Below are 26,319 nucleotides of genomic sequence, written 5' to 3'. Positions count from 1 at the left end.
ATCAAGCGTCCTCCTTGCGGCGATGGCGCGTGAGGCCGGCGACGATATCCTGGGCGGTGATGGTGCCGATGACGGTGCCGTTTTCCACGATGCCGATGCTGCCCGGCTGACGGGCGAGTACGTCGAGGACATCGACGAGCGGGGTCGCGGCGCGGGCCGTGGCGCTGACGCTCATACCGGCAGCGGTCTGGCCGAGGCCGGGCTGCATAACGTCGGCGGCCGTCAGCATGTTGATCGGGTTGAGGTTCTGCACGAAGTCGGCGACATACTGGTCCGCGGGGTTCTTGACGATGTCGTGCGGCGTTCCGCACTGAATGATCCGACCGCCCTCCATGATGGCGATGCGGTTGCCTATGCGGAAGGCCTCGTCGAGATCGTGGCTGACGAAGAGAATGGTCTTCTTCAGCCGCCGCTGGAACTCCAGGAGTTCGTCCTGGAGGCGGGTGCGGATCAGCGGGTCGAGCGCAGAGAAGGGCTCGTCCATGAGCAGGATCGGGGCGCCGGTGGCAAAGGCTCGGGCAAGGCCGACACGCTGCTGCATGCCGCCTGACAGCTCGTTGACCTTACGGTTCGCCCATTTCGTCAGGTTGACGAGTTCGAGCTGCTCGCCGACGCGGGCTTTGCGTTCGGCCTCCGGCATGCCGGCGAGTTCGAGACCGAAGCCGACATTTTCGGCGACGGTGCGCCAGGGCAGGAGGGCGAACTGCTGGAACACCATGGAGACGGTGTGGGTGCGCAGTTCGCGCAGCGCCTTGGCATTGCATTTGTAAGGGTTGACGAGGCCGGTGGTCGTGGAGACCGCGACCTCGCCGCGCACCACGGGAGCGAGCCCGTTGACGGCGCGCAGCAAAGTCGACTTGCCCGAACCGGAAAGGCCCATCAGCACGAGGATCTCGCCTTCCTCGATCGTCAGCGAGGCATTGGCGACGCCCAGCACCAGGCCGGTCGCGGCGCCGATCTCGTCGCGCGTTTTGCCCTGGTCGGCCATGGCAAGGGCGGCTTCCGGCCGATCGCCGAAGATAATGCTGACATCCTTGAAGCTTACCGCGGTCATGCGCCGTCTCCTTCACCCGCCGTGCGGAACATGCGGTCGAGAATGATCGCCAGGATGACGATACAGAGACCGGCTTCAAAGCCTTTTGCGACATTGACAGTGTTCAGCGCACGCACGACGGGGACGCCGAGACCATCGGCGCCGACGAGTGCGGCGATGACCACCATCGACAGCGACAGCATGATGGTCTGGGTGAGACCCGCCATAATCTGCGGCGCGGCGAAGGGAAGCTCGACCTTGCGCAGCACCTGCATCGGCCGCGCGCCGAAGGCGACCGCGGCTTCGACGAGGGAGGGTGGCGTTGAGATGATACCGAGACGCGTCAATCGGATGGGAGCGGGGATCGCGAAGATGACAGTCGCGATCAAGCCCGGAACCATTCCGAGGCCGAACAGGATCAGCGCCGGGATCAGGTAGACGAATGTCGGAATGGTCTGCATCAAATCGAGTACCGGGCGCATGGCTGCATAGACCCAGGCGCGGCGGGCGGCCGCGATACCCAGTGGAATACCGATCACCATGCTGACGAAGGTGGAGGCGAGCACAAGCGCGAGCGTCTCCGTAGTCTCCTTCCAGTATCCTTGATTCATGATGAGCAGCAGCCCAACACAGGTGAAGAGCGTAATCGCGATCGACCGCCGCAGCCAAAAAGCGAGGGCGGAAATGACCGCAATGACGATCAGCGGATGCGGCTTTTGCAACACGAAGAGCAGGCCGTCGATGACGTGCGACAGCAGAAAGGCAAGCTGGTTGAAGAACCATTCGCCATTCGAGGTCAGCCAGTCCACGAAGGATTTGGCCAATGGGCCGATGGGAATCTTAGAGTCGGTGATCCAATTCAAGAGCGCGCCTATCCCGAAAAAATTAACAATCGGACAAAAATGAAACGGGGCGGCGAGCCGCCCCGTTCATGTGATCAAAGGCCCAGGCTGGTCTTGGCGGCCGCCAACGCGTCGCCCTTGCCGTCGCGGGTCTTGACGCCGGCGAGCCAGGGCTCGAGCGCCGACGGGTTGGCCTTCAGCCATTCGGTAGCCGCAGCTTCCGGCTCCTTGCCGTCATCGAGGATCTTACCCATGATCTGGTTCTCCATGTCGAGGGAGAACGTCAGGTTCTTCAGCATGGAGCCGACATTCGGGCATTCGCCGAGATAACCGGCGCGGACATTTGTGTAGACCTTGGCACCGCCGAAGTCGGGACCGAAGACGTCGTCGCCGCCTGTGAGGTAGGTCAGCTTGAAGTTGGTGTTCATCGGATGGGGTTCCCAGCCGAGGAAGACGACGGGCTTGCCTGCTTTCTCGGCCCGAGCGACCTGGGCGAGCATCCCCTGTTCGGAGGATTCGACGACTTCCATATCCTTCATTCCGAAGGTGTTCTTTTCGATCAGATCCATGACGAGGCGGTTGCCGTCATTGCCGGGCTCGATGCCGTAGATCTTGCCGTCGAGATCGTCCTTGTGGGCGGCGATATCCTTGAAATCCTTGATACCGAGCTCGGCACCCTTGGCGTTGGTGGCGAGCGTGTACTTGGCGCCGACGAGGTTCGGGCCGAAGGATTCGACCGACTTGTCATCGATGTAGGGGCGAACGTCCTTTTCCTGCGTCGGCATCCAGTTGCCGAGGAAGATGTCGATGTCCTTGTTCTTCAGCGAGGTATAGGTGACCGGCACCGAGAGGACCTTGATGTCGGTCTGGTAGCCGATGCTTTTCAGGACGACGGAGGCGGTCGCCGTCGTGGCGGTAATATCAGTCCAGCCGACGTCGGAGAAGCGGACGGTGGAGCAGCTGTCGGGATCGGCGGCGAAGGCGGCGGTCGCAACGGAGAGGGCGGCGACGGCAGTTGCAGTGACGAGTTTGAATGTGCTTGTTGTTTTCATTTTAGACTCCCAGTCTTTAGGTCCCCAAGCCAATCACCAATAACCCAGTTTGACAAGCGACCTCAGTGCGTTTGCGTCGTATCGGAGGGTGCGATTGCGACGTTTGCGGTTTTTTCCGAGGTGCCCAGTTTTCGAGGCTTTCGACGGAGTCCAGACGGCGATTCCTGTGATTATTGCCCTTGCGGGGCTTTTCTTTGCCACTCCGAGCTTTCAATAACCGATCAAGGAGACTCTAATGGCAAAGCTCTATTTCAACTATTCGACGATGAATGCCGGCAAATCGACGATGCTGCTGCAGGCCTCCTATAATTACCAAGAGCGCGGCATGCGCACGGTGCAGCTGATCGCCGCCTTCGACGAGCGCGCCGGCCGGGGCGTGATCGGCTCGCGGATCGGGCTGGAGGCGAGCGCCATTCCCTTCGAACCGGACGAGGATCTGTTCCGACTGGTCATGACGCTGAGTGGTGAAGGGGCGCCGATCTCCTGCGTCTTCGTCGACGAGGCGCATTTCATGACGCCTCTCCATGTCTGGCAGCTTGCCCGCATCGTCGACCGGCTCGGCATCCCCGTCATGGTCTACGGGCTGAGGACGGATTTTCAGGGCAAGCTGTTTCCAGCCTCACAGGAGCTTTTGGCGATTGCCGACGAAATGCGCGAGGTGCGGACGATCTGCCATTGCGGGCGTAAGGCGACGATGGTGGTGCGGCTGGACGCGCAGGGAAAGGTGCTGCACGAAGGCGCGCAGATCGATGTCGGCGGCAATGAGAAATATGTCTCGCTCTGCCGCAGGCACTGGGACGACGAAATGAATGGGGCCTGGATCGCCGAGCCGGTCTGAGACCGTCCGTTTTATTTGGCCGCTTTAGCAAAAGCCGATCACGTGACTTCAATGAAAGGGTGGAGATGTCATCCAGCTACGTTATCGGTGATCACCACGAAATGTTCGTGCGCACTTGTCGAGAGCGGACGCTACCAGAGTGCCAGTAATGCGCGATGGTCTGCGCCTTCTGGAGCAGCGCGAGCAAGAGAGCGCCCTGGAGCTCGAAATTCGTCAGACGGTGAAAGCCGAGCGGCGCTCCGAGCGCGTCTAGTTAGAAGCTCCCTCGGTGCTAACCGCTCACACTTTTCGGCGTTATGCTCTAGCTTGAGGCAGAAGATTCCCTGGAGAGATTAGGTGCGCAGAGCCCCGCCATTCGATAGCCTGTACGAAGCCGCAGGCGGCCTTGCCGAAAAGATTGCGGCCGAGGGAGCCTATTGCGAAGCCTGCATCCGCGGCTTTGACAGCGACGAAACGCGGTCGGCCGACGAGGTTTTTCTCGAACAGAACGCGCGCTTCCAGGCCCATATTGCCGATGGCACGGCGCTCGATGCGTTGCTTGCCGAACTGGTCTTCACATTGGACCGGATGACGGCGGAGGTTTCGGCCGATCTCGATAGTTTCCGCGGATTGACCCTGCGCGAGAAAATGGCCGGCTGGACGTCGCGCCAGAGAATGTGGCGCATGTATACCGAACGCGTGCGCGAGGCGCCAGTCATCGAGCGGCTGCTCGATCTCCTGGCGAAATCGGACGCGCTCGCCAGGCTGATCATGAGCCAGCGCACCTCGATCATCGAACGCCACAAGATAGCCGAGCACGGGCTCGTGGGCATTGTCGAGCAACGGCGCCGGCTGGTCGATTCCATCGATATCGCCCGCCTGAAGATGAAGGAGCTCAACGCCAAAGCACTGACGACGCAGGGCCGTATCGGCGTCTATGGCAACAGGGCGCACTGGGAGCAGATGGAGGCAGAGCGGCGGGCGTTGAAGGCAGAGGCCGAACGAATTTCGGCCGAGGAGCACGAGATGCGGGACGACAGCCAGCGGCGCGAGCGCTTCATCGGCCTGTTCCAGGCTTTCGTCGATTCGCTGAATGGCCGGATCGGTGCCTGCAACGTCTTGCTGCGCAAGCTGATGATCGATGTCGAGGAGCGGCTGATCATCTATCAGGCGCAGGTCGATACCGACCGGCCAGGCATGAAGGTCAGGATCAAGCCGGAACTGTTCCCCGACATTGCAGCCCCGATCAGGCTGTTCGAGAAGGATATGCTGGTCGCCCAGGATCTGGAGCGGCGCAAGAGCCGGGCCGACCTCGACGTCGCCGGAAAATTTCCGGCTTACGCCGAGCTGGCACCGGACACGTCGGGAGCGCCGCTCATCGATTCGGCGCGCAGATCCTTCCGCTTCAGGTTGCCGTTCCTGCGTTCCTGAGCCGTGACGCGCGCGGTTCGCGCTGCTTTCATTCGTAAAAATCGAGGGCTCTTGTTGTGCTCGGGCTGGCGAGCGCATATGTGGATGCAGCGGGGCGGCGATGTCCTCCTGCATAATTCCTTAGATTGGAACCATTTAAGGAATTATGCAGTGACTCAAAGTGCTACAGCGTCCTTAGCGCGTCTAAAACGCGCGGCGCGGTAGTGTTCGCCTCGCCTGACAGGAGACGACGATGCTTGACCGGATTGCCGGTTTTTTCAGGCGGATCGGCCAGACGATCGGCCGCTGGGCCCGCCTGTTTTCCGCCTGGGCCTTTTGGCCCTTTCTTGCCGCGCATGGCTGGTACCAGCGCCGGAGCTGGTTGATCCGGCTGCCGATCATCGCATTCGTGGCGCTCTTCGCCGTACTTTACGGCTATTTCTTCTGGCAGACGCAGGTCTGGTCGAACTTCAACACTGCCTTCGTCGACCAATACCGCTTTTCGGAACGCAAGATTGCCGCCGGGCAGGAACTGCCGTCCGCCGAGGGCGCGAGCGGCGCGGCCACCAAGACCTGTCAGCGCTCAGCCATTGTCGATGTCACGGCTGACCTTACCGATTTCAACGTCAACCAGAACGCATGGATTTCTTCCATGCTGCTCTACAAAATGGGCTTCTTCGGGATCGACTGGGATCACACGCCCTTCCTCGACAACAAGGCCTCGTTCCAGCGTGGCATCAACCAGGCAGTCCGGCGTACCTCGGCGGAGCTTGTCGATACACTCGGGCGCGTGCGCGGCACGTCTGGCATCAACAACGATCTGCAGAGCGCGCGCGGCAATCTGCAGTTCGACGAATATAGCTGGTATTTCGGGCTCAATCCGTTCGGGCCTAAAACGCCAACGCCTTCCTACTACCGCTCGGCGATCGGCAGCCTGCGCAAGTTCAATACTGATCTGTCCGCCTGCAACGTTATTTTCGACGGCCGCGCCGACAATCTGATGCAGTTCATCGACCGCATCGCCAACGATCTCGGCGCCACTTCCGACATGCTTGCCGAGCGCTCGGAACACCATAATCGCGGCTGGTTCGACACGCGTGCCGACGACCGGTTCTGGTTCGCCTACGGCCAGCTTTATGCCTATTACGCCATCCTGACGGCTGCACAGGCGGATTTCTCGCAGGTGGTGCAGGAACGCAATCTCGGCGCGATTTGGAGCGGCACCACGCGGCAGTTCCAGGCGGCACTGCGCATCCAGCCCTCGATCATCTCGAACGGCCGCGAAGATGGCTGGATTATGCCGAGCCACCTCGCGACCATGGGCTTCTATATTCTGAGGGTGCGCTCAAACCTCGTCGAGATCCGGTCGGTGCTCGATCGTTAGAGCGTTGCGCGTCAGCGGCGCCCCGTATGATCCTCGAAGCCAACGACGCGCAGCCTCTCGACGAATTCATAGGTGACGCCGACGATGCCGCCGCCGCTGGCATCGTCACGGAAGCGGCCGATGCTGCGCACCAACTTGTAACCGCCGAGCCGGTTGTCGACGCGATAGACGAAATGGAAGCCGACGCCGTGACGGCTTGCCTCCTCGAAGGTCTGGGCGATCAGGCTGCGGTCTTCGGCGTGAATTCGAGACATCAGTTCGGCCAGATGACCGGCCCGTCGCTATAGGGAAGATCGAAGATCGTGTGCACATCCTCGCTTGCAAAGAAATGTCCGGGTTCGATGTCGATGCGCCAGAAGCCGAAAAGGCGATAGGCCGCAACCATCTGCACGATTTCCGCATCGGTGATGCCATATGGACGCGGGACTGTGCTACCTTGTCGACGACAGGCTGTTCGAAACGAAGAGACACGATTCCCCCAATCACGGGACGACGTGCTGACCCTCTTCTGATTTTTCAGCTGATCAGCTTCAATCGAATTGCTTTTGCTACCAACTGGGTGCGATTGACGCAATCGAGTTTCTTGATCGCGTTGGTCATGTAGGCGTTTACCGTGTGATCGGAGAGCGCCAGGATCTGGCCGATTTCGATCGAAGTCTTGCCCTGTGCCGTCCAGCGCACGACTTCAAGTTCACGCGCCGACAGCGCATTGTGCGCGTTTTCCTCGTTGCGCCTGACGGCATTGTATGCGTCGAGGGCATGCAGGATGATGATCGCCAGCTCGTTGACCTCGCTCTGGCCGAGCGCCGCACGCTCGCCGCAGAACCAGAAGACCAGGCGCTGCCCATCGAGTGCAATCGTCGGCATGGCAACACCCGCAGGTATCGCATGGCGCAGCATCAAGGCGCGGAGTTCGGCTGGAAAGGCCTGTCCATTGACGGTATCGTCGAGGTGCCAGGCCTGCGGCACGGCCGACTCCCTCAGCCGTACGCCGAAAGGGCAACCGCGCATCATGTTGGCGCGATCGAAGTCTCTGATATAGGCCGCGGGAAGGGAGCTTTCGATCAGTAGCGGTTTCAGGAGGAGGTCTTCTGGCGAGGGAGCGTGCATCAGCGTCGCATAGGACAGTCCGAAAGCCGCAGAGACCCTGCCGAGCCCTTGTGCAAACAGGCCGCGCGTTCCTGCAACAGCAAGTTCCGCCGCAAGCAACGACTGTCTTTCAGAGGTGGTCATATAAGACATTTGTACGCCTCCGGCAGCCCCAATGTTAACGCTATCAAATACACAAACACTGCTGGATGCTAGTCCCAATTGCCTTATCTCAAGCCGATTAGTACGAAACGCGCAGAAATAGTCACGACTGCGCGCGCCTCGGTTGAGTTGGGGCTTGTGCAAATAGCGTTGTGGTATCTTTGACTTCTTCCGCGGCGGGATAGCTGCGGATCTCGCCTGCTCCGGGAGCGAAGAGAATCACGCCGGAAGAGCTTGGGCAGCGAGAGGCGTCGAAATCTGGCTTGCTGCGGCACGATGCAATTGATAGGCGTATTATCATGTACAACTGAGGCGATTTAATCGTGCGCTTTGCACCTGCTCTGCATTTTAAGCATCTGTTTTCTCTGGCAGTACTTGTTTTTCTTTTGTTGAACTTGTCGATCGGTGCCGCGCCTTCGCAGGCGGCTGGGCAGAAGAAGCCGGCAGGGCAGCCCCCGATGCGTTTCATCATCGTACACAGCCTCCTCTGTATAGAAGACTGTCCTGAATGGATATCGGCGGAGGGCCGCATAACCGCCGATACTCCCGCCCAGCTTAGAAGAGTTCTGAAGAAAATCGGGGACCGGAAACTGCCCGTCGTCTTCCAGTCGGAAGGCGGTGAGGTGGATGCTGCCTATGCGATGGGCCGGATGATCCGCAAGGCAGGCCTGGAAACAGCCGTAGGCGGCACGCGATTGAAGGATTGCCCGGAGGATGATGCGCGTTGCGCCGCAGCTATCGCCAAGGATGGCAGCTCGGTCGGCGTCACCTATTCGGATGGTGCATACTGCTTTTCCGCATGTCCGCTGGCCTTCGCCGGCGGCATCTCACGCGTCTCGTCGCAATGGGCCTTCATTGGCGTCCACCAGATCACGACCGTCTACAACAGGGTGCGTATCTCCTATCGCATCGAATATAAGATCGTGAACGGCAAGAAGACGGAAATTTCCCGCAAAGAGGTTGGACGCAAGGCGGTGGGACAGAGCAGCTCCACCAAGCTCGGCAAGAAGGCGACTGCTGCGCTGACGACCTATTTGAAGGAGATGGGCGTTAGCGGCGATCTGATCGCCTTGATGATGAGTACGGCTCCTGATCGTATCACGATCATACCGCCCGCAGATGCACTTCACATGGGGCTGAACACCGACATGCTGTCTTACAATGAGTGGCCGGGCATGCCGCTCTGCGTGCCGGATGCCGCCACTGATGCCGTCTGCCACGGCCATTCTGCAGTCGCAGACACAAGCGAGAAACTGCCGACAACCCAGCCGATGGACTTTCTGCTGATGCATCATGGCAATTGTCAGGAGGAGTGCACGCAGTGGATTTCTGCGGAAGGAGACATCACGCCGGATACCCCGGTTCGGCTGAAGGCGATCTTGGAGGCGCTCGGCGAAAGAAAGCTGCCGGTCGTGCTTCAGTCCAATGGCGGGGACATGGATGCGGCTTTCGCGATGGGACGTATAATCCGTGCTGCAGGCCTGGAGACCTCGGTTGGCAGAACGCGGTTGCCGAACTGCCCGACGCTAAATCCGCGTTGCAAGGCGAGCATGGCCAAAAGCGGTCCAACTGAGGGGGAGGTCTCCGCCGGCGGGGCATACTGCCTTTCGACCTGTGCTCTCGTCTTGATGAGCGGAACGCCGCGAATTGTCGGATATTCCGATATCGGCCTCGTGAGACCCACCACGGCTGAATCTGCGAAATTCTTCGCCTATTTCGACGAGATGGGTGTCAATTCCGAGTCTTTCGAGGCGATGATGATCGCGACCTCGATTGAGCGAAAAGAAATTCCTCGTGCTCAGGCGCTCGAGCTTGGGATCGTCAATGGCATCATCCCTTATGGCGATGAGCCCGGCGACCGCCTGTGTGGACCCGCTGCCAAGGAAAGTCTTCGATGCCCCAGAAAAGCTGAGGCAGAGATCATTCCTGCTGCTGGGGCCTCGAACTGACGCGGAAAGGAAGGCCTCGACTGCCGGCCTGCCCGCGCATCGACCTGACAAGCGGTTCGTCGTCTCTCTATCCCTCGTCCTTCAAATCGTTCTTCGACGTCACACTCATGAGCTTCTCCAGGAAGCCGAGCATGACGGCGGAGGCGACGAAGGTGAGGTGCATAAGCGTCAGCCACATGATCTTGCCGTCTTCGTATTGGTCGGCATTGAGGAAGACCTGCAGCAGATGAATAGAGGAGATGGCGACGATCGAGGAGGCGACCTTGATCTTCAGGCTGCCTGAATCGAGCTTGCCGAGGAAAGAGACCTCGTTGTCGGCGCCGTCGGCTTCATCGAAGCGGCTGACAAAATTCTCGTAGCCTGAAATCATCACCATGACGATCAGGCTTGCGACGAGGGCCGCATCGATCAGGCTGAGCATGGCAAGGATCATGCCCGCCTCGTCGAGAATGAAGACGTTGGCGGTGATCTTCAAGAGCTTATAGCCGAAGGAAACGGCATAGGCGGCGAGCGCCAACACCAAGCCCATGTAGAAGGCGACGAGAAGCCAGCGGCTCGACAGGATGATACGCTCGACGAGGAGTTCCAATGCTTTCATGTCTTCACCTTCAAAAGCCGCGACGGTTGAGCGCCCCATAACCGTCCAGCGTGGCGGCTGCAAGGCGAGCGCTATTCACAGCTTAGCGATATTTCGATATCCCACTGACGAGGGAAACGCCTTCGCGCCCGCGCAGGCCGCAATGGGGAGCATCCATGCCAGCAATCAAATCGGATATCGAGATTGCGCGTGCCGCGGCCAAGAGGCCGATCTTTGAGATAGGGGCAAAGCTCGGCATCGGGGCCGAGCAGCTCGTTCCTTATGGTCACGACAAGGCAAAGGTCAGCGCCGAGTTCATCGCGGCGCAGGCGGACAAGAAGGACGGCAAGCTGATCCTTGTCACGGCGATCAATCCGACCCCGGCCGGCGAAGGCAAGACGACGACGACTGTCGGCCTAGGCGACGGTCTGAATCGGATCGGCAAGAAGGCGATCGTCTGCATACGCGAGGCTTCTCTCGGCCCCTGCTTCGGCGTCAAGGGCGGTGCGGCCGGCGGCGGTTATGCGCAGGTCGTGCCAATGGAAGATATCAATCTGCATTTCACCGGCGATTTCCATGCGATCACCTCGGCGCACAATCTGCTGGCGGCGATGATCGACAACCACATCTACTGGGGCAACGAAGAGAATATCGACATTCGCCGCATCACCTGGCGGCGGGTCATGGACATGAACGACCGGGCGCTCAGAAGCATGGTCTCCTCGCTCGGCGGCGTTGCCAACGGTTTTCCGCGCCAGGGCGGCTTTGACATCACCGTCGCCTCGGAAGTGATGGCGATCCTCTGCCTTGCTACCGACCTCAAGGATCTGGAGCGGCGGCTCGGCGACATCATCATCGGCTACCGCTTTGACAGGACGCCGGTGCGTGCGCGCGACCTGAAAGCCGATGGCGCGATGGCGGTGCTGCTCAAGGATGCGATGCAGCCGAACCTCGTACAGACGCTGGAGAACAATCCGGCCTTCGTGCATGGCGGCCCGTTCGCCAATATCGCCCATGGCTGCAATTCGGTGACGGCGACGAAGACGGCGCTGAAGCTCGGCGACTATGTGGTGACGGAAGCGGGATTCGGGGCCGATCTCGGGGCTGAAAAATTCTTCGACATCAAATGCCGCAAGGCCGGGCTGAAACCGGACGCGGCCGTTATCGTCGCGACCATCCGGGCGCTGAAGATGAATGGCGGCGTGAAGAAGGAGAATCTCGGCACGGAGGACGTCGCGGCGCTGAAGAAGGGCTGCGCCAATCTCGGCCGGCACGTTGCCAATGTGCGCCGGTTCGGCGTGCCCGTCGTCGTCGCGATCAATCATTTCGTCATGGATACCGATGCGGAGATCGCGGCGGTGAAGGAATTCGTCTCGCGGCTCGGCGCCGAAGCGATCCTCTGCCAGCACTGGGCCAAAGGTTCGGCCGGCATTGAGGAACTGGCGTTTAAGGTGGTGGAGCTGGCCGAATCGGGCCAGGCGAAATTCCAGCCGCTCTACGGCGACGACATTTCGCTGTTCGAGAAGATCGAGATCGTCGCCTCGAAGATCTACCATGCCGGCGAGGTGACCGCGGACAAGGCGGTGCGCGATCAGCTGCAGACATGGGAGGAGCAGGGCTACGGCAAGCTGCCGGTCTGCATGGCGAAGACGCAGTATTCCTTCTCTACCGATCCGAACCTGCGCGGCGCGCCGGAAGGCCATATCGTCTCTGTGCGGGAGGTGCGGCTTTCAGCCGGAGCCGGCTTCGTCGTCGCCATCACCGGGGAGATCATGACGATGCCCGGCCTGCCGAAATCGCCGTCGGCGGAGCGGATTTTTTTGAATGAGCAGGGTTATATTGAAGGGTTGTTCTGATCAGAGGCGGACTTCCCGAAACGCTCGACCAGACGGTGCTTCCGACGCTTTTCAAAGTCTGGATCGATAAACAACCGGATAAGGCTTTGCATCGTGCCGAGGAACAACGGTCCGATGGCAAAGGCCCAATGGAATTCAGCGATGATCAGGAAACTGGTTCATCAGTGACAATAGCGATAGCCGCCCTTCCTTTCAATGACGTCGAGATGAAAATGGGTCTCGTGGGCGGCGTCACTTTCGGGGTCGAGAACAGTGGTGAAATAGAGACAGCCGGCGGCGCTGACGGTTCGCTGAAAGGCGCCGGTCAGTGTGGAGTCCTCGCGGCGGGAGCGGACGGCGACGTCCTCGCCTTTCTCGAAATGGAAGCTTGCAATGTCGATAGCATTGCCGCGAGCATGTTCGGAGATCTTGCCGGTTCCGGCGCCATTGCGCAGGCGGCACATATAGGACGTTGCCTGGTTAACTGATGTGATGCGGCCCTGTCCCGGCAGGGCAGCGGCGGCGGCGGGGATGACGCTCTCCTTTATCCAGCGGGCAAGCGCGAGGGCGGCCGGGCAGCGCATTGTCGCTTCCGGCTTGAGCGCAATGCCGGGCAGGGCCTCGGAGACGATGATCGGCTTGTCGATGCCGCAGCCATTGCCGTCGTCGATGCGCGGCGCTTCCTTGAAGACAACGCCCAGAGCCTGAAGGGCGGCGGTGCATTCTGCATGTTCAGCATCGCTCTCGGGCTCGATTGTCAGTTGCTGCTCTTCGAGCGTCTGCTCACCCTCCGGCTTGTTTTCTTCCGGCGCCTGGGGGCGACCGGCAGTACCCGGCGGCAGCGGCGGACCTTGCATCGGTTCCGTCGGCTCCGGTTTTGCCGGGGCGGCGTGCGGCGCGGGCGTCTGGCTGGATGCCGGCGCCTCCGGCTCCTTCACGTCCGGTTTCGGCTGAGGGGCGGGAACTTCCTCCGGTGCGGGCGGTTCCGCCTTTTCCGCTGGCGGGGCAGACGGGCTGGTCATCTGTCCGGTATCGGGCCGAGGTTCTGGCAAGGGGCCCTGCGCAGGCAGGCGGGCGCCGGCAAGAAAGACGCTAGCGGCGAAAAGGATCGCCAGTGTCGAAAGTTTCCTCAATGGGCCCAGATCCTAGTATCGTCGCGGGTAACAACGCATGAGGGCGTTTTTCGTTGCAATTGTGCAACGTCCTACGAGATCGTTAAAACTTGATGATAATATTCAACATGAGGCACTCACTTATGTTGACAATACTTCTCATGTTTTTTATGCGGCGAAAAGAGGGCGGAATTCTGCTTCGTCTTCATCAGCAAAAGCCCAGCCAGCCCCTCGAGCGTTCGACGCGCCACGACCAGCCAGCCCGGTAATCACCATCAGAGGGTAGGTTATGATCATCCGGTATTGGCGCTCGGTTCTATCGGTCTGCACGGCAGCCGCAGTTATTCTTCCTGTTTCGCAGTCTTTCGCACAAAGCTTTCCGGCCAGCACGCCGGAAGCCGCGTCGGAGGACAGCACCGTGTTGCAGAAGATCGTCGTCAAGGGCAAGCGCGTGGCGCCGGGCAGTGTTGCCGATACGCCGCTCGCGACCGAGATCACTGAGAAGCAGCTGGAAGAGAAGCAGGTCACTAATTACGACGACATCGGCCGCAGCGTCGATGCAGGCGTGAACTATTCGCGTGCCGATGCAGGCTTCAACCTGCGCGGTCTTTCCGGTGCTCGCATCTTGACGACGATCGACGGCATTCCGATCCCTTACATCTCAAATAGCTCGCGCCAGGGTGCTTTTGCGCCTGCCAACGCCAATGGCGGCGGCGATATGTTCGATTTCGATTCGCTGTCCTCGCTCGATATCGTGCGCGGCGCAGATTCGAGCAAGGGCGGTTCGGGCATGCTCGGCGGCGCTATCGTTCTCAATACGCTGGAGCCGGAGGATCTGATCCCCGAAGGCCGCGATTGGGGCGCGATCGTGAAATCGACCTATGACAGCGAAGACCGCAGCCTCTCCGGCTCGGCCGCCGCCGCCAAGAAGATCGGCGGCACCTCGATCCTGTTCCAGGGCGGTTACCGCAAAGGCCATGAGCGGGCGAACATGGGCAACAATGACGTTTACGGTGCTCTCCGCACCGAGGCGAACCCGGCTGATTTCGACCAACACAACCTGCTCTTCAAACTGCGCCAGGAGCTGGAAGGCGGTCATCGCATCGGCTTGACGGCGGAACGCTTCCGCCGCGACCTGGAAACCGACCTGCGCCATCTTCAGGGAGGAACCAGCCCTCGCAACTTCATGATCGACAATTATGACGGTCGCGAACAGCGTGACCGCGATCGCGTATCGCTCGACTACGATTATGAAGCGCAGTCTTCCGACGCGGTCTTCAGCAGTGCGCGCGCCACGCTTTATTGGCAGGATTTGAAGAAGGAGGCCGGCAGCGGGGGCCGTACGACCGCCAATGTTGCCTATGGCCGCAACAACGAGGTCGAAAACGAAACCTGGGGCTTCAGCGGCACCGCGACCAGGGACTTCGAATATTCCGGCCTCAGCCACTCCGTTCGCGTCGGGCTCGACGTCGGCGTCTCCAGCTGGAGCCAATATAGCTGGGCTCTGTGCCCGACATTGACGACGTGCCCGGCGCTGAACAACCAGGCGGAAGTGCCGAATGTGGACAGTCAGAACCTTGGGCTTGTTGTCGAAGACAAGATCGAGATCGGCAACACCGGTATCACGCTGACGCCCGGCTTCCGCTTTGACTGGTTCAACTACGATCCCTCGACCGGCGGCGGTTTTGCCAACAATACCGGCCTTACCCGTTTCGGCGATCTTCGCGACCGAACGGAAGCCGCCATGTCGCCGAAGATTCTTGCGACATACGACCTGACGCCTGATGTAGAGCTCTATATGCAGCTGGCGGTCGGCTTCCGCGCGCCAACCGTCGACGAACTCTATAGCCGCTTCTATAACCCCACCGGCCGCTACGCCCAGCTCGGCAATCCTGATCTGGAACCCGAAATCGGCCGCGGCGTCGAAGTCGGCGCCAATTTCGACACGGGCGATTTTACCGGCAGGGTCGCGGCTTTCCATACCCGTTATCAGAACTTCATCGAGACGGTGACGAGCGTCGACGCGACAGGCTTTACTGAGTTCAATTACACGAACGTGGCTGCGGCGACGATCTCGGGTATTGAAGCCAGCACCGTCAAGACCTTCAATAACGGCATCAATCTGCATGCTTCGCTGGCCTATGCCTATGGCAGGAACGAAGAGACCACCCAGCGCCTGCGCTCGGTGGCGCCGTTCAAGGCGATCATCGGCGGCGGCTGGAGCAATGAGACCTTCGGCTTCGACCTTTCCTCGACGCTTGCGGCCGGCATGCTCACGGACCATCTCAATACACCGGTCACGAACACCAACGACACGACCTTTGATGCGCCCGGTTACGCAATCGTCGACTTGACCGGCTGGTGGACGCCGGAACAGTTGCCGGGCCTCCGCGTCCAAGCTGGTGTCTACAATATCTTCGACCAGGAGCACTACAACGCGCTCGCCGTGCGCGACGTCAATCTCAGCTCGGCGACAGCGTCGCAGCCGCGGGAGTGGTATTCCGAGCCGGGTCGCACATTCAAGGTCTCGCTCACCAAGACTTTCTGAGCCAGTCATGCCTTCAAGGCTGGGGAGGGGCGGCTTTCGGGCCGCCCTTTTCATTCGTGCGATCGCCTCTTGCGTGGCGGCTGATCTCAGGCTAACAATTTTCGCATGATCAAGTCTTTGAACATTGCTGTTTGGTGGTGGGCTCGCTGAGGCGGCCTCGACCAATCGTGTCCAAAGACGACGACGAGTGAGCCGCCCGAAACTTCGAGGCGGCTTTTTTGTTTTATCGCCGCCTGTCGTCCGGGCCCGATAACGGAGTGGAACTATGGTAACGATCCTGCGGGATGATGGTGCGGAAATCTACGAGACCAAGGGCGGCATCACCGTCACCCGGCAGCGGCGGGCGATCCCCTATGCCGACGCGGTCTCTTCCTATGTCGACAAGCTCGACGAGCGCCGCGGCGCGGTCTTCTCGTCGAACTACGAATATCCGGGCCGTTATACGCGCTGGGATACCGCCGTCGTCGATCCGCCGCTCGGCATCTCCTCCTTCGGCCGCGACGTCTGGATCGAGGCCTATAATGAGCGCGGGGAGGTGCTTCTCGGCTTTGTGACCGAGCGGCTGAAGACGGTGCCCGCGCTTGTGCTCGGCGCCTCCTCCGGCCGCCGTCTCGACCTTTCCGTCAAGGCGCCGGATCGGGTGTTTACCGAGGAAGAGCGTTCGAAGATGCCGACGGTTTTCACGGTGCTGCGCGCCGTGACCGACCTTTTCTATTCGCAGGCGGATGCGAGCCTCGGCCTCTACGGCGCCTTCGGCTACGACATCGCCTTCCAGTTCGACGCGATCGATTTGAAGCTGACGCGGCCCTGTGATCAGCGCGACATGGTGCTCTACCTGCCGGACGAGATCCTGGTCGTCGATAACTATGCCGCGAAAGCCTGGATCGACCGCTACGATTTCGAGAAAGGCGGCGTGACGACCGAGGGCAAGGCTGAGCAGATCGCGCCGGAACCCTTCAAGCAGACGGATGCCATTCCGCCGAAGAGCGACCATCGACCGGGCGAGTATGCCGAACTCGTCGTCAAGGCGAAGGAGAGCTTCCGCAAGGGCGATCTGTTTGAAGTCGTGCCCGGGCAGAAATTCATGGAGCGCTGCGAAAGCAAGCCTTCCGATATTTCCAAGCGGCTGAAGGCGATCAATCCCTCGCCCTATTCCTTCTTTATCAATCTCGGCAATCAGGAATATCTGGTCGGCGCCTCGCCCGAAATGTTCGTGCGCGTCTCCGGCCGGCGCATCGAGACCTGCCCGATCTCGGGCACGATCAAGCGCGGCGACGATCCGATCGCCGACAGCGAGCAGATCCTGAAGCTCCTGAATTCGAAGAAGGACGAATCCGAACTGACCATGTGCTCGGACGTCGACCGCAACGACAAGAGCCGGGTCTGCGAGCCGGGCTCGGTCAAGGTGATCGGCCGCCGGCAGATCGAGATGTATTCGCGCCTCATCCATACGGTCGATCACATCGAGGGGCGGCTGCGCGACGACATGGACGCCTTTGACGGGTTCCTCAGCCACGCCTGGGCCGTGACCGTCACCGGTGCACCGAAGCTCTGGGCGATGCGCTTCATCGAGAGCCATGAAAAGAGCCCGCGTGCATGGTATGGTGGAGCGATCGGCATGGTCGGCTTCAATGGCGACATGAATACCGGCCTGACGCTGCGCACCGTGCGCATCAAGGACGGCATCGCCGAAGTGCGCGCCGGGGCGACGCTGCTCAACGATTCCATTCCTGAGGAAGAAGAAGCCGAAACCGAATTGAAGGCCTCTGCCATGCTTTCCGCCATCCGAGACGCCAAGACCGGCAATTCCGGCAAGATCCAGCGCGACGTCGCCAGCGTCGGCAAGGGCGTCAACATCCTGCTCATCGATCATGAGGACAGCTTCGTCCACACGCTGGCCAATTATTTCCGCCAGACCGGGGCAACGGTTTCAACCGTGCGTACGCCGGTGCCGGAAGAAATCTTCGACCGGTTGAACCCGGATCTAGTCGTGCTGTCGCCAGGTCCCGGCAATCCCAAGGATTTCGATTGCAAAGCGACGATCAAGAAGGCGCGGGCCCGCAACCTGCCGATCTTCGGCGTCTGCCTCGGCCTGCAGGCGCTCGCGGAAGCCTATGGCGGGGAATTGCGCCATCTGGCGCTGCCGATGCACGGCAAGCCTTCGCGCATCCGCGTGCTGGAACCCGGCATCGTCTTCTCCGGCCTTTCGAGGGAAGTGACGGTCGGCCGCTACCACTCGATCTTTGCCGATCCCTCGACGCTGCCGCGGGAATTCATCATCACGGCGGAAAGCGAGGATGGCACGATCATGGGCATCGAACATGCCAAGGAGCCGATCGCTGCGGTGCAGTTCCATCCCGAATCGATCATGACGCTCGGCGGCGATGCGGGCATGCGGATGATCGAGAATGTCGTGGCGCATCTGGCGCGCAAGGTGAAGACGAAGGCGGCCTGAGCCTAGCTCCATCTCGCCCCTTTCCATGTTCGGATAGGGGCGAGGGTTGACTCCGTTAGGCAAATCAGAACATTTCCGGAACGATCAACCGGGAATTATCGCCGTGGCCAGTGCCGAGAAGTTCATCGTCCTTCCCTACCGCAAGAACCGCGGCAGTCTCGTGCCTGGCGAAATGCGTCAGGCCTCGAACGCCGTCAGCGCGGAAAAGATCGCTTCGGCGATGGCCGAGCGTTTCGTCGGCGTTGTGGCCTATGCCGTGATGGTCGACGAGGAGACCGGCGACATGACCTCGCCGCGACTGCTCGCACGATATGGCGAGATTGCCGATCTCAACGCTGCCTGATGCGCGATTTTCTGATGGAGACATCGCTCTACCTGCCGGTCAAAGCCTTCCTGGAAGCGGCCGGTTATGTCGTCAAGGGTGAGGTCGGCGGATGCGATCTCGTCGGGTTGAGCGATGGCGAGCCGCCGGTCGTGGTGATCTGCGAACTCAAGCTCTCCTTCAATCTGGAACTGCTGCTTCAGGCGGTCGATCGGGCTGCCGTGAGCGACGAACTCTGGATCGCGGCGCGCGTTTCGGCCAAGGGGCGCGGGCGGGAGACGGACAAGCGCTACCGCGACCTCTGCCGGCGGCTCGGCATCGGCATGCTCGGCGTCTCGGATGGCGGCGAGGTCAGCGTCATCGTCAGTTCGATCTCGCCGATGCCGCGCACCAATCCCAAGCGACGCTCACGCCTCGTCAAGGAGCATCAGCGCCGTCGCGGCGATCCTGCCGTCGGCGGCGGCTCGCGGGCGCCGGTCATGACGGCCTATCGCCAACAGGCGCTGCTCTGCGCGGCCGCACTCGACCGCGGAATTGTGCGTCCGCGAGATATGAAGGCGCTGACGCCAAAGGCCGGTCCGATCCTGCGCGACAACGTCTATGGATGGTTCGAGCGCCGGGAAAAGGGCGTCTACGCCCTGACGACGGCAGGCCAGGCCGCGCTTCTGCGGTGGCCGCAATCTCTCGGGTAAGATTCCGCTCCCCCGGCGCTGTAGAGGATCGCGTATCGGGTGCCGGCACTGCTTCCCATCGGGAAGCGACCACTGGCTGTGAAGGGACCCGTCATTCTCTTTGACAAATCCTCCATCATCGCCCATATCAGCCGCAACTGGGCCGCCTGCGCGACATTCGCGTGGGCGGTTTTGCATTTCAATGGCTTGGACCCTGCAATTCATTCGCAACCGCAGGAGGACGATATGAGCGACAACGGCGATCTTACTGTTCAAAAGCTGGCGATGTGGGGTATTCCGCTGTCCCTCGGCGTCATGGGCCTGAAGATGGTGGCCTGGTGGGTGACCGGATCGGTGGCGTTGCTGTCGGACGGGCTCGAATCGACGGTCAACGTCGTGGCCGCCTTCATCGCCTTCTTCGTCATCCGCTACGCGCAGAAGCCGGCCGATCACGACCATCCTTTCGGCCATCACAAGGCGGAATATCTCTCCGCCGTGACCGAAGGCGTGCTGATCGTCGTCGCCGCGCTGCTGATCGTCAAGGAGGCGATCGGTTATCTCGCGGAACCGCGCATGCTCGATGCGCCGGTGCTCGGTCTTGCGATCAATATTGCCGCCGGCCTCATCAATGCGGTCTGGGCGCGGCTGTTGATTCGGACAGGACGCAAACATCGCTCGGCGGCGCTGGCGGCGGATGGGCAGCATATCATGTCGGATGTGGTGACATCCGTCGGCGTGCTCGTCGGCCTGCTGCTGGCGTTGGCGACGGGTTATGCGATCTTCGACCCGGTTCTTGCCATTCTGGTTGCCATCAACATCCTGTATCAAGGCTGGAAGGTGATCTCGCAATCGATCGGCGGTCTGATGGACCAGGCGGTCGAGCCGCAGGAAGAGGAAGCGATCAAGCAGGCAATCGCGACCCATGCGGCGGGTTCGATCGGCGTGCATGACCTGAAGACGAGGCGCGCTGGCACCGTCACTTTCATCGATTTTCACATGGTGGTGCCCGGCACTATGTCGGTGCGGCAGGCGCATGATATATGCGACCGCCTTGAGGATGCCATCAGAGCGGTGCATGAGGGCGCCAAAATAGCCATTCATGTGGAGCCGGAGGGCGAAAAGGCCCATGGCATCCGCGTCAAAGTCATCAAGGAGGCATGATGCCGAATACCGATGTTTCCAGCCTGTCGATGCTGGGTCAGCAAACCGAAACTGCGAAATCGCCGGAAGAGGCGGTGCTGGAGAAAGTGCCGGCCAATCATGCCGGCACCGACTATGTCGTGCGCTTCACCGCGCCGGAGTTCACCTCTCTCTGCCCGATGACGGGGCAGCCGGATTTCGCCCATATCGTCATCGACTACATCCCAGGCGAATGGCTGGTGGAATCGAAGTCGCTGAAACTCTTCCTGTTTTCCTTCCGCAATCACGGCGCCTTCCACGAGGATTGCTCGATCTACATCGCCAAGCGCATCGTCGAACTGCTCGACCCCAAGTGGCTGAGGATCGGCGCTTACTGGTATCCGCGCGGTGGCATTCCGATCGACGTCTTCTGGCAGACGGGCAAGCCACCGGAAGGTGTGTGGCTGCCGGAGCAGGGTGTCGCCACCTATCGTGGACGTGGGTGAGGAGCGTCCGGCAAAGCCCGAGCAATCGATCCAGTGAATCGATTGCAGCGACGAACGCCCTGAGCTTAAAGCGAAGGGCGGGGATACGGTGCGGCAAGTGATTACAAACTGCCGCCCATTTCTGCTCGTTAGACCTCAAACATCCGTCACGTCGTCGCCGGACGAATCATCACTATAATCATCGCCGTCATCGTAATCGGCCTGCTGCAGGTTGTCGTCATTGTCATTGCCGGCAATATCCGCGGCCTGACGGACGTCGTCATTGCCGTAATAATTGTTGATGATGGTTTCCTCGGTCGGGGCGGCTGCATTGCCGAAGGGGTTGGCGCCGAAGGGTGAGCCCCAGCCGAGCGAGGACATGTGGTTGCCGAAAATGCCGCTCAGGGAGTTGGCAAGCAGCATGCCGCCGGCAACGCCCGCGGCCGTGCTGAGCGCACCTCGCAGAAAGCTGCCGCCGGCAGACGGCGCGTAGGCCTGCTGACTCCAGGGGCCGGTGGGCTGCTGCGGCGTCTGGCGATCGTAGCCGCGCGGCTCGTCATAGGCGCGGGACGGTTGGCCCCAGGGGCCGGGGTTGGAGGGGACAGGCGCGGGCTGCTGCGTCTGGGTATTGCCGAAGATTGAGCTCAGGAAACCGCCGCCCTGTTCGGCCTGGCGGTGCTCGCTGGCTCCGGCTTCAAACTGCCGGACGCGCTCCTCGAGTTCCTTGATGTGGTTGGCGGCCGCCTCCAGCCCCTTTTCCTGCACGATGACGGCCTGGGCGAGATAGTAAGTGGCGGACGGCTGCTCGCGCGTCGCCTGGTCGATCAGAGCTTCGGCCTCGCGGTCGCGCGGCTGGGCTTGCGCGGTGCGCACGCGGTCGAAGAGGGCGGTCAGCAATTGGCGTTCTTCCGGTGACATGTCCGGTCTCCTGTTGATCTCTTTTGGCGATTGCCATGTGAGAGGTGAGGTAGGAACCGATTCCGGCTTTTCAAAGCCTTCCACCGTTACATTTCAGTAAGGCTTGCGGAACAGTGCGCGGCTTCTTAAGGATATCTCCACCGCTTCGGTGCCTTGTGTTTTTCCCGCATTGTTTTAGGCATTGAGTCGCACTATGTGCGAGGAACCCGAATTCATCTCCGAGAGGTTCGAATGAACGACGAAGAACAGGACGACAAGACGAAGGAACTGCCGCTCGGCAAGGAAACGGAGGCGAATCTTTTCAAGTCGCGTTCGATCTTCATCTATGGACCGATCAACCAGGAACTGGCGCAGAAGGTCTGCTCGCAACTCGTTGCACTTGCTGCGGCCAGCGACGAAGACATTCGCATCTATGTCAATTCGCCCGGCGGTCATGTCGAATCCGGCGATTCCATCCATGACATGGTCAAGTTCATCAAGCCGAAGGTCTGGATGATCGGCACCGGCTGGGTCGCTTCGGCCGGCGCGCTGATCTATGTCGCGGCTCCCAGGGAGAGACGCCTGTGCCTGCCGAACACGCGCTTCCTGCTGCACCAACCGTCGGGCGGCACGCGCGGCATGGCATCCGACATCGAGATTCAGGCACGCGAGATCATCAAGATGAACGAGCGCCTGAACAAGATCATGGCGGAGGCCACCGGCCAGCCGCTCGAGAAGATTGCCAAGGACACGGATCGCGACTACTGGCTCTCGGCCGAAGAGGCGAAGGACTATGGCCTTGTCTCGCGCATCGTGACGTCGCAAGCCGACATCTGAGTTTTCTCGACCGAAACCTTCGAAACGCCCTTGCCTGCCGACCGCAGGTGAGGGCGTCTTGATTTCGGTTATGCTTGCGGTCATTGACCGGTAGGGCTGGACGGAAAGCCCTCAATCTGGACTTGCGCGGGCGCCAACCATCATGCTCCATGCGCCATTCCAGCAGCCCAGAGTCCGCCATGCTCAAAGATTTTTCCGTCCAGGCCCTGTTCATGGGTCTGCTTACCGCTTTCGTCGGCTCCGCCAGTTCCTTCGCCGTCGTGCTGCATGGGCTGCAGGCGGTGGGTGCGACGGATGCGCAGGCCGCTTCGGGGCTGATGGCGTTGTCGATCTCCATGGGCGTCTGCGCGATCGTGCTCAGCGCCGTGACTCGACTGCCGATCAGCATCGCCTGGTCGACGCCGGGGGCGGCGCTGCTCGCAAGCACCGGCGCAATCGAGGGCGGCTTCAATGCAGCGGTCGGCGCATTCCTGATCTGCGCCGTGCTGATCATCATTGCCGGGTTGTTCAAGCCGCTCGGCCGGGCGGTCGCCGCCATTCCCGCGCCGCTCGCGAATGCGATGCTATCAGGTGTGCTGATCGGCCTCTGCTTTGCGCCGGTGAAGGCGATCGGCTTCAATCCGCTGCTCGGTCTGCCGATCGTCATTTCCTGGATCGTCGTCGGCGCCTTCATGCGGCTCTGGGCGGTGCCGGCCGCACTCGCCGCCTTCGTGCTGGTGCTCGCCTTCGGCGTCGACATTCCCGACGGCGCTTTCGCCTCGCTCGAACGATCGCTGGTGCCGACGGCGGAACTCGTGCGGCCGGTATTCACCCTCGCGGCCTTCATCTCGATCGCGCTGCCGCTTTTCATCGTCACCATGGCCTCGCAGAACATTCCCGGCATCGCCGTCCTAAAAGTCAATCACTATGATCCGAAGCCAGGTCCGCTCTTCGCCGTCACCGGCTTCTTTTCGTTGCTGTCGGCGCCTTTCGGCGGCCATGCCGTCAACTTGGCGGCGATCACCGCGGCAATGTGCGCCGGGCATGACGCGCATGCCGATCCCAAGCGGCGCTATTGGGCATCGCTGATCGCCGGCGTCGGTTACGTGATCCTCGGGCTGCTCGCCGGCGCGGTCACGGCCTTCGTCGCCTTGGCGCCGCCCATTCTGATCGAGGCGGTGGCGGGGTTGGCGCTGGTCGGGGCCTTCTCATCCTCGGCGATGTCGGCTTTCCAGGCGCAGGAATCGCGCGAGGCGGCGGCGATCACCTTCCTCGTCACTGCATCCGGCGTTTCCTTCGCCGGCATCTCGGGTGCCTTTTGGGGACTGATCGCCGGCGGGCTGATGCTGGCGCTGTCGCGGCTGGTGAAGATGTCGAAAGATCGCGCTCGGCAGAAGTAACGGAAAGCCGGCGGGCCGAGAGGGCTTGCCAGTTTCACCGCCCAACGCTATAAGCGCGGCCATGAAGACCTCTGGCGCCAAGATTTCCGATACGATTGCACGCGGCCGCATCGCCCTGCGTGACGTCTCGAGCGCCGTGACCTCGCTTCTTCTCCTCGGCCTTACGCGCGGTTGCCGGGTCCGTTGAGGAGCGCCCGGCGGCCGAAAGCCCGCCCGGCATCGCTCCTCGCGATTCACTTTCAAAATTGACCTAACGACCGACGAAGGTCCGCATTTGTTTATCGCCAAGGCCGATGCGATCGGCTAAGAGGCGGGGCAAATGCCGGGACGAGGAGACAAGATAATGGACAACACCACCAGCCGATCCTCCGCAAAAGGCATGCCTGATGCCGCGGTGAAATACCGGCCCTATCCGCAGGTAAACATTCCCGACCGCACCTGGCCGACGAAGACTATCACCAAGGCGCCGGTCTGGTGCTCGGTGGACCTGCGCGACGGCAATCAGGCACTGGTCGACCCGATGGGCCACGACCGCAAGGCCCGCATGTTCCATCTGCTGCTCGAGATGGGCTTCAAGGAAATCGAGATCGGTTTCCCTTCCGCCTCGCAGACGGATTTCGATTTCGCCCGCTGGTGCGTGGAAGAGGGCAACGTGCCCGCCGACGTGTCGCTGCAGGTGCTGGTACAGTGCCGCCCGGAGCTCATCACCCGCACCTTCGAAGCGTTGGAAGGCGCAAACCGGCCGATCGTGCATTTCTATAACTCGACCAGCGAGCTGCAGCGTCGCGTCGTTTTCGCCAAGGATGTGCAGGGCATCAAACAGATCGCCGTCGATGCCGCCAAGATGATCACCGACATGGCGGCCAAGGCCGGCGGCGGCTACCGTTTCGAATATTCGCCCGAGAGCTTCACCGGCACGGAGCTGGAAGTGGCGCTGGAGATCTGCAACGCCGTCATCGAGGTGGTGAAGCCGACGCCGGACAACAAGCTCATCATCAACCTGCCGTCCACCGTCGAGATGGCGACGCCGAACGTCTATGCCGACCAGATCGAATGGATGTGCCGCAGCCTCGACAATCGCGAGAACCTGATCGTCTCGCTGCATCCGCACAACGACCGCGGCACCGGCATCGCCGCCGCCGAACTGGCCTTGCTGGCAGGCGCCGACCGTGTCGAAGGCACGCTGTTCGGGAATGGCGAGCGCACCGGCAATGTCGACGTCGTCACGATGGCGCTCAACATGTTCACGCAGGGCGTCGATCCCGGGATCGACTGCTCGAACATCGAGCGCATCAAGGAAGTGTTCGAATATTCGAACCAGATGACGATTGCCGAGCGTCACCCTTATGTCGGCGAGCTGGTCTATACGGCGTTCTCCGGCTCGCATCAGGATGCGATCAACAAGGGCATGAAGGCGGCACAGGTCGCCAACCATCCGGTCTGGGAAGTGCCTTATCTGCCGATCGATCCGCGCGACGTCGGCCGCTCCTACGAGGCGATCATCCGCATCAACTCGCAGTCCGGCAAGGGCGGCATCGCCTATATCCTGCAGCAGGATTACGGGCTCAACCTGCCGCGCAACCTGCAGGTCGAATTTCGTGAGGATATCCAGCGTATCACCGACGTGGAGGGCAAGGAGCTTCCCTCGAAGCGCATCTACGACCGCTTCATCGAGCGCTACGTGACGCAGCCCGAGGCGCGCCTCAAGTTCGTCGACCACCACACCTATCCCGACACCGAGCGCAAGGGCCAGCGGATCGTTGCAGCTGAAATCACCGACAATGGCGAGATAAAGCGCATCGAAGGGCGCGGCAACGGCCCGATCGACGGCTTCATCAACGCACTGTCGCATTATCTCGGCATCGAGATGTCGGTCGAGGATTATTCCGAGCATTCGCTACAGCACGGCTCGAATGCGGCGGCGATCTCCTATGTCGAGACCTCCTATCCCGGCGGCAAGCTCTTCGGCGCCGGCATCAATACCAACATCGTTGCGGCATCGCTGGAGGCGATCGTGTCGGCTGCCAACCGGGTGCTCGAAGTGAAGGCTGGCAAGGCTTGATCTGCGAAGGGTTCAGGCCGCGATCGTTTTGGTACGGCGCGGCCTGACGATTCGGTTGATTTTGTTGCGTCTTCGCTAAGCGAAAGTAGGGAAAGGCCGTGTGGCCCCCTCATCCGCCCTACGGGCACATTCTCCCCGCTGGGGAGAAGAGGGAGCGAGTGGCGGCCTAACGTCCTTCGGCGCCCTCTTACGAATGAGAGGGAGCCAGACGTTGCGGCATATCCCTTCTCCCCAGCGGAAAGGCAGGCGGATGAGGGGCGGCTGATGCTGATGGTCGATTTT

Annotated in this window: 24 protein-coding genes and 1 pseudogene; 15 read left to right on the top strand and 10 right to left on the bottom strand. The window is 61.0% G+C overall.

Going from position 1 to position 26,319, the window contains the following annotated elements; translation table 11 throughout:
- Position 1: 1 nt before the first annotated feature.
- The 3 genes from choV to CO660_RS00970 form a co-directional block, all read right to left on the bottom strand.
- Positions 2–1,054, bottom strand: coding sequence for a choline ABC transporter ATP-binding protein (gene choV / locus CO660_RS00980; RefSeq protein ID WP_097596986.1), 1,053 nt, complete (start codon positions 1,052–1,054; stop codon positions 2–4).
- Positions 1,051–1,896, bottom strand: a complete 846-nt coding sequence (gene choW / locus CO660_RS00975) for a choline ABC transporter permease subunit (RefSeq protein WP_097596985.1) — start codon at positions 1,894–1,896, stop codon at positions 1,051–1,053. Before choW ends, choV begins: the two co-directional genes overlap by 4 nt.
- 74 nt (positions 1,897–1,970) lie before the next feature.
- The gene (locus CO660_RS00970; RefSeq protein WP_085778956.1) at positions 1,971–2,927 is read right to left on the bottom strand and encodes a choline ABC transporter substrate-binding protein; all 957 of its coding nucleotides are present in this window, start codon (positions 2,925–2,927) and stop codon (positions 1,971–1,973) included.
- A gap of 235 nt (positions 2,928–3,162) precedes the next feature.
- Between CO660_RS00970 and CO660_RS00965 the strand changes: the two genes are divergently transcribed.
- The 3 genes from CO660_RS00965 to CO660_RS00955 all read left to right on the top strand — a co-directional run bounded on the left by CO660_RS00965 (position 3,163) and on the right by CO660_RS00955 (position 6,538).
- Positions 3,163–3,765, top strand: a complete 603-nt coding sequence (locus CO660_RS00965; protein WP_011426320.1) for a thymidine kinase — start codon at positions 3,163–3,165, stop codon at positions 3,763–3,765.
- A gap of 336 nt (positions 3,766–4,101) precedes the next feature.
- Positions 4,102–5,175 (top strand): hypothetical protein, encoded by a 1,074-nt coding sequence (locus CO660_RS00960; RefSeq protein ID WP_097596984.1) that lies wholly within the window; start codon positions 4,102–4,104, stop codon positions 5,173–5,175.
- A gap of 232 nt (positions 5,176–5,407) precedes the next feature.
- Positions 5,408–6,538 carry a DUF2333 family protein gene (locus CO660_RS00955; RefSeq protein WP_097596983.1) on the top strand — a complete coding sequence of 377 codons (1,131 nt, stop codon included), beginning with the start codon at positions 5,408–5,410 and terminating at the stop codon, positions 6,536–6,538.
- 11 nt (positions 6,539–6,549) lie between these two features.
- Here the strand turns inward: CO660_RS00955 and CO660_RS00950 are convergent.
- The 3 genes and pseudogenes from CO660_RS00950 to CO660_RS33680 all read right to left on the bottom strand — a co-directional run bounded on the left by CO660_RS00950 (position 6,550) and on the right by CO660_RS33680 (position 8,261).
- Positions 6,550–7,009: pseudogene (locus CO660_RS00950) on the bottom strand (PAS domain-containing protein).
- A 45-nt stretch (positions 7,010–7,054) separates the two neighbouring features.
- Entirely contained in the window at positions 7,055–7,780 is a 726-nt protein-coding gene (locus CO660_RS00945) for a LuxR family transcriptional regulator (RefSeq protein WP_085778952.1), read from the bottom strand.
- Positions 7,781–7,892: 112 nt separating this feature from the next.
- Positions 7,893–8,261 (bottom strand): hypothetical protein, encoded by a 369-nt coding sequence (locus CO660_RS33680; RefSeq protein WP_245421268.1) that lies wholly within the window; start codon positions 8,259–8,261, stop codon positions 7,893–7,895.
- Between CO660_RS33680 and CO660_RS00940 the strand changes: the two genes are divergently transcribed.
- A complete protein-coding gene (locus CO660_RS00940; RefSeq protein ID WP_245421266.1) occupies positions 8,248–9,738 on the top strand; it encodes a hypothetical protein in 1,491 nt (496 codons plus the stop codon). The two genes, CO660_RS33680 and CO660_RS00940, sit on opposite strands and share 14 nt — an antisense overlap.
- A 67-nt stretch (positions 9,739–9,805) precedes the next feature.
- Here CO660_RS00940 and CO660_RS00935 read toward each other — a convergent pair whose 3' ends face one another.
- Positions 9,806–10,336, bottom strand: coding sequence for a TIGR00645 family protein (locus CO660_RS00935; protein WP_097596981.1), 531 nt, complete (start codon positions 10,334–10,336; stop codon positions 9,806–9,808).
- Between the two features lie 155 nt (positions 10,337–10,491).
- Between CO660_RS00935 and CO660_RS00930 the strand changes: the two genes are divergently transcribed.
- Positions 10,492–12,171, top strand: coding sequence for a formate--tetrahydrofolate ligase (locus CO660_RS00930; RefSeq protein ID WP_097596980.1), 1,680 nt, complete (start codon positions 10,492–10,494; stop codon positions 12,169–12,171).
- A 161-nt stretch (positions 12,172–12,332) separates the two neighbouring features.
- Here the strand turns inward: CO660_RS00930 and CO660_RS00925 are convergent, their stop codons facing one another.
- Together CO660_RS00925 and CO660_RS33675 are read right to left on the bottom strand one after the other, a co-directional pair.
- The gene (locus CO660_RS00925; protein WP_097596979.1) at positions 12,333–13,283 is read right to left on the bottom strand and encodes an extensin family protein; all 951 of its coding nucleotides are present in this window, start codon (positions 13,281–13,283) and stop codon (positions 12,333–12,335) included.
- 147 nt (positions 13,284–13,430) lie between these two features.
- A complete protein-coding gene (locus CO660_RS33675) occupies positions 13,431–13,703 on the bottom strand; it encodes a hypothetical protein (RefSeq protein WP_245421280.1) in 273 nt (90 codons plus the stop codon).
- Here CO660_RS33675 and CO660_RS00920 point away from each other — a divergent pair.
- From CO660_RS00920 to queF, 6 genes are all read left to right on the top strand, one after another.
- Positions 13,606–15,810, top strand: coding sequence for a TonB-dependent hemoglobin/transferrin/lactoferrin family receptor (locus CO660_RS00920; protein ID WP_245421272.1), 2,205 nt, complete (start codon positions 13,606–13,608; stop codon positions 15,808–15,810). The genes CO660_RS33675 and CO660_RS00920 overlap by 98 nt on opposite strands.
- A 265-nt stretch (positions 15,811–16,075) precedes the next feature.
- A complete protein-coding gene (locus CO660_RS00915; RefSeq protein ID WP_097596977.1) occupies positions 16,076–18,265 on the top strand; it encodes an anthranilate synthase in 2,190 nt (729 codons plus the stop codon).
- A gap of 103 nt (positions 18,266–18,368) precedes the next feature.
- The gene (locus CO660_RS00910; RefSeq protein ID WP_097596976.1) at positions 18,369–18,608 is read left to right on the top strand and encodes a hypothetical protein; all 240 of its coding nucleotides are present in this window, start codon (positions 18,369–18,371) and stop codon (positions 18,606–18,608) included.
- Between the two features lie 14 nt (positions 18,609–18,622).
- On the top strand, positions 18,623–19,279 hold the full coding sequence (locus CO660_RS00905; protein ID WP_097597127.1) for a DUF2161 family putative PD-(D/E)XK-type phosphodiesterase: 657 nt from the start codon (positions 18,623–18,625) through the stop codon (positions 19,277–19,279).
- A gap of 225 nt (positions 19,280–19,504) precedes the next feature.
- On the top strand, positions 19,505–20,419 hold the full coding sequence (gene emfA / locus CO660_RS00900; RefSeq protein WP_097597126.1) for a CDF family cation efflux transporter EmfA: 915 nt from the start codon (positions 19,505–19,507) through the stop codon (positions 20,417–20,419).
- On the top strand, positions 20,419–20,883 hold the full coding sequence (queF, locus tag CO660_RS00895; RefSeq protein WP_085778944.1) for a preQ(1) synthase: 465 nt from the start codon (positions 20,419–20,421) through the stop codon (positions 20,881–20,883). The genes emfA and queF overlap by 1 nt, the downstream gene beginning before the upstream one ends.
- 135 nt (positions 20,884–21,018) lie before the next feature.
- On the opposite strand, the gene CO660_RS00890 is transcribed toward queF, so the two are convergent.
- Positions 21,019–21,780, bottom strand: a complete 762-nt coding sequence (locus CO660_RS00890; RefSeq protein WP_097596975.1) for a DUF2076 domain-containing protein — start codon at positions 21,778–21,780, stop codon at positions 21,019–21,021.
- A 231-nt stretch (positions 21,781–22,011) separates the two neighbouring features.
- Here CO660_RS00890 and CO660_RS00885 point away from each other — a divergent pair, with 231 nt between their 5' ends.
- The 4 genes from CO660_RS00885 (at position 22,012) to leuA (ending at position 26,037) form a co-directional block, all read left to right on the top strand.
- Entirely contained in the window at positions 22,012–22,596 is a 585-nt protein-coding gene (locus CO660_RS00885) for an ATP-dependent Clp protease proteolytic subunit (protein ID WP_011426306.1), read from the top strand.
- Positions 22,597–22,745: 149 nt separating this feature from the next.
- Positions 22,746–23,975, top strand: a complete 1,230-nt coding sequence (locus CO660_RS00880; protein WP_176536209.1) for a benzoate/H(+) symporter BenE family transporter — start codon at positions 22,746–22,748, stop codon at positions 23,973–23,975.
- A gap of 61 nt (positions 23,976–24,036) precedes the next feature.
- Positions 24,037–24,162, top strand: a complete 126-nt coding sequence (locus tag CO660_RS34265; RefSeq protein ID WP_257784615.1) for a hypothetical protein — start codon at positions 24,037–24,039, stop codon at positions 24,160–24,162.
- Positions 24,163–24,318: 156 nt separating this feature from the next.
- Positions 24,319–26,037: a 2-isopropylmalate synthase gene (gene leuA / locus CO660_RS00875; RefSeq protein ID WP_097596973.1), complete on the top strand. Its 1,719-nt coding sequence runs from the start codon at positions 24,319–24,321 to the stop codon at positions 26,035–26,037.
- Positions 26,038–26,319: the final 282 nt, after the last annotated feature.

The sequence above is a fragment of the Rhizobium sp. L9 genome, from assembly GCF_002531885.1.
GTDB lineage: Bacteria > Pseudomonadota > Alphaproteobacteria > Rhizobiales > Rhizobiaceae > Rhizobium.
The sequence above is the reverse complement of the archived record's forward strand: the minus strand, read 5'-3'. Positions and strand labels throughout refer to the sequence as shown.

What these genes read in the sequence shown, in the direction of transcription:
- CO660_RS00945 (WP_085778952.1), bottom strand. Translation starts at nt 7,780, where the DNA reads ATGTCTTATATGACCACCTCTGAAAGACAGTCGTTGCTTGCGGCGGAA.
- CO660_RS00890 (WP_097596975.1), bottom strand. Translation starts at nt 21,780, where the DNA reads ATGTCACCGGAAGAACGCCAATTGCTGACCGCCCTCTTCGACCGCGTG.
- CO660_RS00965 (WP_011426320.1), top strand. Translation starts at nt 3,163, where the DNA reads ATGGCAAAGCTCTATTTCAACTATTCGACGATGAATGCCGGCAAATCG.
- CO660_RS00940 (WP_245421266.1), top strand. Translation starts at nt 8,248, where the DNA reads ATGCGTTTCATCATCGTACACAGCCTCCTCTGTATAGAAGACTGTCCT.
- CO660_RS00930 (WP_097596980.1), top strand. Translation starts at nt 10,492, where the DNA reads ATGCCAGCAATCAAATCGGATATCGAGATTGCGCGTGCCGCGGCCAAG.
- CO660_RS00880 (WP_176536209.1), top strand. Translation starts at nt 22,746, where the DNA reads ATGCGCCATTCCAGCAGCCCAGAGTCCGCCATGCTCAAAGATTTTTCC.
- CO660_RS00935 (WP_097596981.1), bottom strand. Translation starts at nt 10,336, where the DNA reads ATGAAAGCATTGGAACTCCTCGTCGAGCGTATCATCCTGTCGAGCCGC.
- leuA (WP_097596973.1), top strand. Translation starts at nt 24,319, where the DNA reads ATGGACAACACCACCAGCCGATCCTCCGCAAAAGGCATGCCTGATGCC.
- CO660_RS33680 (WP_245421268.1), bottom strand. Translation starts at nt 8,261, where the DNA reads ATGATGAAACGCATCGGGGGCTGCCCTGCCGGCTTCTTCTGCCCAGCC.
- queF (WP_085778944.1), top strand. Translation starts at nt 20,419, where the DNA reads ATGCCGAATACCGATGTTTCCAGCCTGTCGATGCTGGGTCAGCAAACC.
- CO660_RS00955 (WP_097596983.1), top strand. Translation starts at nt 5,408, where the DNA reads ATGCTTGACCGGATTGCCGGTTTTTTCAGGCGGATCGGCCAGACGATC.
- CO660_RS00915 (WP_097596977.1), top strand. Translation starts at nt 16,076, where the DNA reads ATGGTAACGATCCTGCGGGATGATGGTGCGGAAATCTACGAGACCAAG.
- emfA (WP_097597126.1), top strand. Translation starts at nt 19,505, where the DNA reads ATGAGCGACAACGGCGATCTTACTGTTCAAAAGCTGGCGATGTGGGGT.
- choV (WP_097596986.1), bottom strand. Translation starts at nt 1,054, where the DNA reads ATGACCGCGGTAAGCTTCAAGGATGTCAGCATTATCTTCGGCGATCGG.
- CO660_RS00970 (WP_085778956.1), bottom strand. Translation starts at nt 2,927, where the DNA reads ATGAAAACAACAAGCACATTCAAACTCGTCACTGCAACTGCCGTCGCC.
- CO660_RS00905 (WP_097597127.1), top strand. Translation starts at nt 18,623, where the DNA reads ATGGAGACATCGCTCTACCTGCCGGTCAAAGCCTTCCTGGAAGCGGCC.
- CO660_RS34265 (WP_257784615.1), top strand. Translation starts at nt 24,037, where the DNA reads ATGAAGACCTCTGGCGCCAAGATTTCCGATACGATTGCACGCGGCCGC.
- CO660_RS00885 (WP_011426306.1), top strand. Translation starts at nt 22,012, where the DNA reads ATGAACGACGAAGAACAGGACGACAAGACGAAGGAACTGCCGCTCGGC.